Below are 7,419 nucleotides of genomic sequence, written 5' to 3' on the forward strand. Positions count from 1 at the left end.
ACCATCAACATGCGAAACTGTACGATAAATCTGTGGCATACATCATTCCTATTTGATTAAGCCTAAGAACTATATGGGGATTATGATTTTGATAATCAACCTTGCACATAACGCCCTGTTAAGGTGTGAGCAACGCAATACCGAAGCTCCCGCATACCACCTTAAACACTAAACGCAACGCATAGTGAAAATGCCACGCGTTGCGAATCACTCTTAAACAGTTTGTTATAAGCGTGCTCACCAGTTGGGTGTAAGTAGCCCGGGACAAATTTCTACGAATTGAAACTCTGTAAGATCCCAATATTCAAAGCGCCTTTTCTGCGCCATACCACACCATTGTTGAGAGAGTATGAATGAATTTCCAAGCTTAATACCGTAACACTCGTCATATTCTGTGATCTCTAGAATGTGGTATATACGATTAGCACCAACAGGTTCTTTCAACCAATATGGCACAAGGTATTTAGCATTACGCCCTTTAAGGTTCGGTTTGCCTAAACTCTTATTTATCCACACCACATCATGATGAGAAACGTCTTCTGTAAACTCTTCAGTTTCAGGTACTACTAGAACACTGATACTTTGCATTATTCCTCCAAGCTTATAACGCCCTGTTAAGGTGTGAGCAACGCAATACCTGAGCCGCCGCATACCACCTTAAACACTAAACGCAACGCATAGTCAAAATGCCACGCGTTGCGAATCACTCTTAAACAGTTTGTTATGTAACATGTGTCGTAACTGATTGCACCAAAAATGAGCTCAGATTAATATAAATCAGTTTCACATATAAGAGGTCTTTATGAAGCTGATCAACATTGCCGAGGGCGGCAAAATCGGTGATTTAAAACTAAACAACAATATTGTAGTTACTGATGATATGTCTCAAGTTGTGTTTGTGGATATCGGAAAAAATGGCGAAGTTTTAAACTTAGATGCTGATGGAAACCAAGTAATGACTCCAGAAGCATACTCAGCTTACCTCGATTCACGAGTAAAAGAGCTCCAAATACCTCTAAAAGAAGTTACCGACGAGCTAGAAGGCATCTCCAACGACATCGATAAAGCAAAAATCAAGCGCCAACTCAAAGTAGTAAGAGATACACTAAATTCTGTAACTACGAGCGATGGAGGTAAATTTAACTACCTCCGAGCAGTATCTCAGCTAACAGATATCTGCAAAAACCTCGGATATGGCGTTCTAGCGGGAATAATTACAACTAAGTTAGGCTTCTAAGGCAGTACAAGGGGAAACTCTCCCCTTGTTACATAACGCCCTGTTAAGGTGTGAGCAACGCAATACCGATGCCGCCGCATACCACCTTAATCACTAAAACCAACGCATAGTAAAAATGCCACGCGTTGCGAATCACTCTTAAACAGTTTGTTATAAATCAGTATTCCTCGAAAGCCTGAGAAACTCACGACCAATTTTATCTGAGTACTTTGCCGCTATTTGCAGCATTACAATTGTATCCATCGAGGGCTTATAGGTCAGTAATGTACTCGTTACCCCGAGTAAACTAATGGCTGTAGCATGAGCCGGATCTGTCATACCTGAATTGCTTTGCCCAACTACTAATATGTCTTCGCTACAATCAACAAGCGCTAAGCGGTTTCTCAAACCTTTCGAGCCTGCATGAATATTTTGGCTTGCCCATTTATAATAAGGGCGCATATGTTCAAGCCCCACGTCTTTCTCAATAGCACCGAATCCTACGCGACTATGTCCCGGAAACAAATATGCAGCCCACCCATAATGCCCGGCGTAGCTTCTACCGTATTTTATGATGAGATCATCGTAAACCTTTTTCAATTCATTCATTTCTATATCTGTTGGTCCCTTTGCTTGTAACCGGTCTTCGTATTTACGATGCTCTTTCATAGCGTCATAAGCATCCACAACATCATGAAAATAAAAGCGTTCGGCACACTCTTGACCGTGATTAAAAATGAATAAGGCAGTGGCATTCACTTCATGTAACGCTCTCCATCTTGAGTGTGCAGCATCAGGGAACCCACTCTTTAATAAGCATAAAATTTCGTTTGCTATGTGGCAGGCTCTAGCGTGATGACGAACTAATAGGTCAAATATCAAGTCCCCTTGTTCTGCTGCTTCTGGGCGATACTTTGAATTTAGAGTTGCTCCCGCTTCAGTACAGATTACGATATGCGTTTCAAGTAGATCAAAAGCCGATTGCCATTTTTCAACATTCATATCCGCAAACGAGCTAAAATCTGACCTGCGATGTGAAAGCATTTCAGGCATTGAGGAATGCAATGATTTACCGATCATTTCTACAAATTCTGGAGTTAAGTCAGCAACCAGCTTTTTGATATCTAGCTCTCGCGCTTTAGCTGGGTTATCAGCAACCAAATCCTCGAGGATTTTATTGAATTGTTCTTGAATAGTTCTCATAAATATTTCTGATTTATAACGCCGCATTAAGGTGTGAGCAACGCAACCACGAAACTTAACCATACCGCCGTAAGCACTAAACCCAACGATGGAATGAAAAATGCCAAGCGTTGGGAATCACTCTTAAATGCTTTGTTATGTCTCTAGTTCAACACGCAAAGACTTCAACTGGGTTTCGGAAGAAGCATAGACCTGTTCATGCGAGGCACTAAGCGTAATTTGGTTAAACTGTTCAACAGAGGCCTTATCAAAGCTCATTTCTGACACTGAACCAAATATATCCTTTTCAACTAAAAATACAGCCAATTCTGGAGATAAGGGATAATATAGACCAAATTCCTCTGTTTGTTGGTTCTGGTCTGTTTTTGTGTCTAAGAAATTAACCACTGGTTGATCGCTAGTAATAAATGGCGTGTCACTGATGTTTCTTGCTATCACCAATTTATAATTTGATCGATTCACATACAAGTTTGCCGCTAATTTCGCTGAAAAGACAATACGAATTAAGTTTGCACACTTTATTATTTGTTCTCGGTTAACACCCGTAACACCAGAAACTAATGCATCGTGGTGCTTTTTTGTACGCAAATACTGCATACATAAATAGTTTAGAAAGTGTGCGGCACTTTCATCATTTTCAAAGAAACTTACGTCTCCCAATAAAAGTTTCGTAAGACAGGGATCACCTTGTAACTCAATTTCCGACTGAATTTCCTCTTCTAGGTTATTAGCGTAGTGCTGCTTCAGTTTCTCAATATCAGAATCGCTGCCGTCAGATTTTAACTTTTCAACTTGTTCAACATGGCGAAAGAGAGAAAATAGTCCCTCGTAAATTTCGCTAACCGTTTCATCCACATCAGATAAAAACATATCCCTAACAAAGTTAATATCTTGTTCGGACAGACAATTAACTTTATAAAAATAGCTCTTCTGGCCAACATTCATCAAATCCGCGGTTGAAAATACATGCTGTTTATTTCTCATACATGCAAGTTTCTCATCTACGAGCCAAGACTTTAGGTATCGTCTCCAAACGTAATGCTGTTTTTTCTTTTTCTGATCGAACATCTATTTTTCCTCCGGAGACATAACGCCCAATTAACGTGTGAGCAGCGCAAACACTGAACTTGAATACTGCGCCGTAAACACTAGATTCAACCCGAAGTGAAAGCGCCGAGCGTTGCGAATCACTGTTGAATTGTTTGTTATGTTTTACCACAAGTTACTGACTTAATTGAGAAAGAACTGCTATTTCTAACTAGTTTTCTGAAGCAAACCACAGGGCTGAAACCAACTTGACCAGCAAAGGCGACCAGCCTAAAACAAGTAAGTCCACTTCCCTGCCCAATGAGGCAACCCGACTAAACTCCAACAAGTGCCCTTTCTTTCCGACTAAAGCGCAAAGCAGTGGCTAATTGCCGAGGCAACTGCTGAGCCAAAATGCTAATTGGCTATGAACCTAAAAGCGACTTTAAGCCAGTTAAACAAGAAGCCAACTGCCACGACCTGACAATGAAGCAACCCACGAACATTGGCATGTTTTACGGGCTGAGAGATTCAAGAGCTTAGACCGACAATGCGGATTTGCTGAGTCTACTAGGGACGAACTGCCATAGGGACAAAGAACTAGAGCCTAAGACCTTTAAGCCTTTGAAATACAAGTAAACATAACGCCCTGTTAAGGTGTGAGCAACGCAATACCGATGCCGCCGCATACCACCTTCAACACTAAACGCAACGCATAGTAAAAATGCCACGCGTTGCGAATCACTCTTAAACAGTTTGTTAGGTTTATGATTTTACGAAGTAAGTGACAGTATTCTTTGAATATAAGCTGCTTTAGCCTCAGGATAATCTTGCCTACTGACGCCATTTGCAACTAAGCCCTGTTTGAGGGCATTGTACTCGATTAGCAACTCTCGGTTTTGAATGTGAGCATCTCTAAATTGAATATGTCTTCTTAACTTTGAGTCACCCTTCTTATAAGCATGAACATGGATATAATCGAAACGTTCGTTATTGTTGTAATATGTAAAGAAACAACGACCTTCAACACCCTGCTCTCCTTTGCAAGTAAAGCCTAGAGATTCGAGCGCTAGAATGTTTTGCTTAAGAGTTAAATTGTCATTATATGCGATACCTATATCTATTATCGGTTTTGCAATTGAGCCTGGGGTCGCTGTACTACCTATATGATAAATTGCCACACCGCTCAAATTAGGCGCAATCGCGCTAACAATGAGATCATAGGCTTCAGACCATGTATGGACGTAGTCGGTTAACTGGACTGTAAAACGCTCTAGCCCTACACCTAACTCCTCAAGTCGCTTTATCAACTCAGATTTATCCACTTTAACTTCCCATGTTAACTCGTAAACCTAACGCCCAATTAAGGTGTGAAGCATGCAATACCGATGCTACCGCATACCACTTTAATCACTAAAATCAACGCATAGTAAAAATGCCACGCGTGCTGAATCACTCTTAAATTGTTTGTTATGTTTCTTGTTCACTGTTTTCTTTAGATTTAGACCCCGAGAAAGCCCCCGTTAAATCACTAATAATTTTTGTTGCTAGTTTGTACCCTTGAGCCCGGTGCCAAGTGCCGATAATAAGAACGATATTTGCAAAAAACAAACCTACTAATGTAGCTATTTTGAGGATAACTAATTTGGTAATTGGTTCATCTACTTGCATTTCGAAATACAAGCTATAGCCACTAATACCTATGAAAAACAGAGGAATGGCGTAAGGTTTGATAGTAGATGTCAGTTTTTTTGAAGCATTTTGAATCTGAACTACGGGATCCAAATTCTGACAATCAGTTTTACTTTGAGATGCTCGGATCTGCAATGATGCGACCCATATTATGAGTATCGCATTTATAAGGATCGAAACCCAATCCATGATTAACTCCTATTTGAAATTGAAACATAACGCCGCATTAAGGTGTGAGCAACGCTACCACGAAACCCAACCAGACCACCGTAAACACAAAACCCAACCATGGAATGAAAAATGCCAGGCGTTGGGAATCACTCTTAAATGCTTTGTTATGCTAATACTTTCCAGGTACTGCAAACTTAATTTCACAGGATGGGCAGTATTCTCTACCGGCTGGGATAATTGCTGTACAACTAGGTATTCCACACTTTTCAGCTAAGCAAGGTACTACATTATTTTCATATACATACTTTTGTTTTTCTGAAAGAGGCTTGCTTTCTTCCCCAAGCAACTGACGAACTATTCCTGACTCAGCATCGCTACCACCATTGATTTCCAAATAGTGATTAAGAGCTTCTTCTCTCTCATCATCTGTTAACTGCTCTGCTGCTGCTTTGAAATCAAATGACATTACTCACTCCAATACAAAATTGATCTTGGAACAGTGTACTCAATTTGACTTAAATTTCTGTGTTGGGCACAGCAGTATTCTCGATACTTTGCGGCGAAATTAGCATAACGCCCAATTAACGTGTGAGCAGCGCAGCCACTGTACTTAACCACTGCGCCGTAAACACTTAACTCAACCCGAAGTGAGAGCGCCAAGCGTTGCGAATCACTGTTGAATTGTTTGTTATGTTTTACCACAAGTTACTGACTTAATTGAGAAAGAACTGCTATTTCAAGCCAGTTTTCTGAACCCAACCACAAGGCTAGAGCCTACTTGACCACCAAAGGCGACAAACCTAAAACGTGTAAGTCCACTTCTCTTCCCAATGAGGCAACCCGACTTAGCTTCAACAAATGCCCTTTCTTTCCAACCAAAGCGCAAAACAATGCTGAATTGCCGAGGCAACTGCCAAGCTGAAATGCTAATTGGCTAAGAACCTCAAAGCGACTTTGAGCCAGTTAAACAAGAAGCCAACCGCCACGACCTGACAATGAAGCAACCCGCGAACATTGGCACGTTTTACGGCCTGAATGATTCAAGAACTTAGACCGACAATGCGGATTTGCTGAGTCTACTAGGGACGGATTGCCAGAGGGACAAAGAACTAGAGCCTAAGACCTTTAAGCCTTTGAATTTAAAGTAAACATAACGCCGCATTAAGGTGTGAGCGGCGCTTGGCTATACCTGAGCGAAGCGAAACTGCCAAGCGTTGCGAATCACTCTTAAATGCTTTGTTATGCAGCTATGGACACAACAGCTCGAACTTAGCTGGTAGTTTTCCACCAGAGGTGTAAGAGCAGGCTGTTACGACCACCTTACACTCCCCTACTACTTTATACTCACCAGCACTCATTATTTCGGATTCATTATTGATATATACATTACAGCGATTCGAGTAGTTATTGTAATCCTTAAAGCCAACCTGAACACTCCCACCCCTTAAGCTTTTTGCTTCTCCTTGAGAGAGGGAAAAATCTACTCTTTTGAGCTGGATGTTAGCAAGCTTAGACTGAAGTAATTCTACCTTTTGGTTAGTTTCAGACAAATCGGCTTGAAGGCGCTCAACTTCAGCTTGTTCACCTTTAAGCTCTTTCTCAAGGTTAGAGATTACCCTAACTTGCCTTTCAAGCATCAGCCTTTCATCGATGGAAAGCTTTAAGCTGTCAGCTGCATCCGTTGCTTTAGACAAGAACTCTTCAGTATTTAAAGCACTTGAATTTTTATAACTTTCGACTGTGTGCTGTAAAGCCTTTACTTCAGATTGACTTGAGGCCGCGCCGTAATAATAAGTAATAGTGCAAATAGCTGCTGCAAGCACTGTTAAGCTGGAAAAACCAGCGATCTCCCATTGTGTTCTGTTCATGGGTACAAACCTCTGAAATATCTAAATTAAAACTAGGAACATTGTAACGAATTTCATGCCGACGCAGATTACAATTTTTATGTCTATCAGGAGCTACTGCTGCATAACGCCCTGTTAAGGTGTGAGCAACGCAATACCGAAGCCGCCGCATACCACCTTAACCACTAAAACCAACGCATAATAAAAATGCCACGCGTTGCGAATCACTCTTAAACAGTTTGTTAGCCGCTCATTCCCAAAGGT

The 7,419-nt window shown here is 41.1% G+C and carries 8 protein-coding genes; 1 reads left to right on the top strand and 7 read right to left on the bottom strand.

Annotated elements, in window-relative coordinates:
* Positions 1 to 237: 237 nt before the first annotated feature.
* Positions 238 to 588: a hypothetical protein gene (locus ACTS60_RS00295; RefSeq protein WP_029790600.1), complete on the bottom strand. Its 351-nt coding sequence runs from the start codon at positions 586 to 588 to the stop codon at positions 238 to 240.
* 214 nt (positions 589 to 802) lie between these two features.
* Between ACTS60_RS00295 and ACTS60_RS00300 the strand changes: the two genes are divergently transcribed.
* The gene (locus ACTS60_RS00300) at positions 803 to 1,237 is read left to right on the top strand and encodes a hypothetical protein (protein WP_031813925.1); all 435 of its coding nucleotides are present in this window, start codon (positions 803 to 805) and stop codon (positions 1,235 to 1,237) included.
* A gap of 150 nt (positions 1,238 to 1,387) precedes the next feature.
* Here ACTS60_RS00300 and ACTS60_RS00305 read toward each other — a convergent pair whose 3' ends face one another.
* From ACTS60_RS00305 to ACTS60_RS00330, 6 genes are all read right to left on the bottom strand, one after another.
* Entirely contained in the window at positions 1,388 to 2,482 is a 1,095-nt protein-coding gene (locus ACTS60_RS00305) for a DUF5677 domain-containing protein (protein ID WP_440886730.1), read from the bottom strand.
* Between the two features lie 72 nt (positions 2,483 to 2,554).
* A complete protein-coding gene (locus tag ACTS60_RS00310; protein WP_440886731.1) occupies positions 2,555 to 3,487 on the bottom strand; it encodes a DUF4238 domain-containing protein in 933 nt (310 codons plus the stop codon).
* 731 nt (positions 3,488 to 4,218) lie between these two features.
* Entirely contained in the window at positions 4,219 to 4,770 is a 552-nt protein-coding gene (locus ACTS60_RS00315; protein WP_440886732.1) for a GrpB family protein, read from the bottom strand.
* A gap of 145 nt (positions 4,771 to 4,915) precedes the next feature.
* Positions 4,916 to 5,326, bottom strand: a complete 411-nt coding sequence (locus ACTS60_RS00320; RefSeq protein WP_039549692.1) for a hypothetical protein — start codon at positions 5,324 to 5,326, stop codon at positions 4,916 to 4,918.
* Positions 5,327 to 5,477: 151 nt separating this feature from the next.
* Positions 5,478 to 5,774, bottom strand: coding sequence for a hypothetical protein (locus ACTS60_RS00325; RefSeq protein WP_440886733.1), 297 nt, complete (start codon positions 5,772 to 5,774; stop codon positions 5,478 to 5,480).
* Between the two features lie 781 nt (positions 5,775 to 6,555).
* Positions 6,556 to 7,176: a hypothetical protein gene (locus ACTS60_RS00330; protein WP_440886734.1), complete on the bottom strand. Its 621-nt coding sequence runs from the start codon at positions 7,174 to 7,176 to the stop codon at positions 6,556 to 6,558.
* Between the last annotated feature and the right edge of the window lie 243 nt (positions 7,177 to 7,419).

The sequence above is a fragment of the Vibrio sp. WZ-1 genome (assembly GCF_052037695.1).
GTDB lineage: Bacteria > Pseudomonadota > Gammaproteobacteria > Enterobacterales > Vibrionaceae > Vibrio.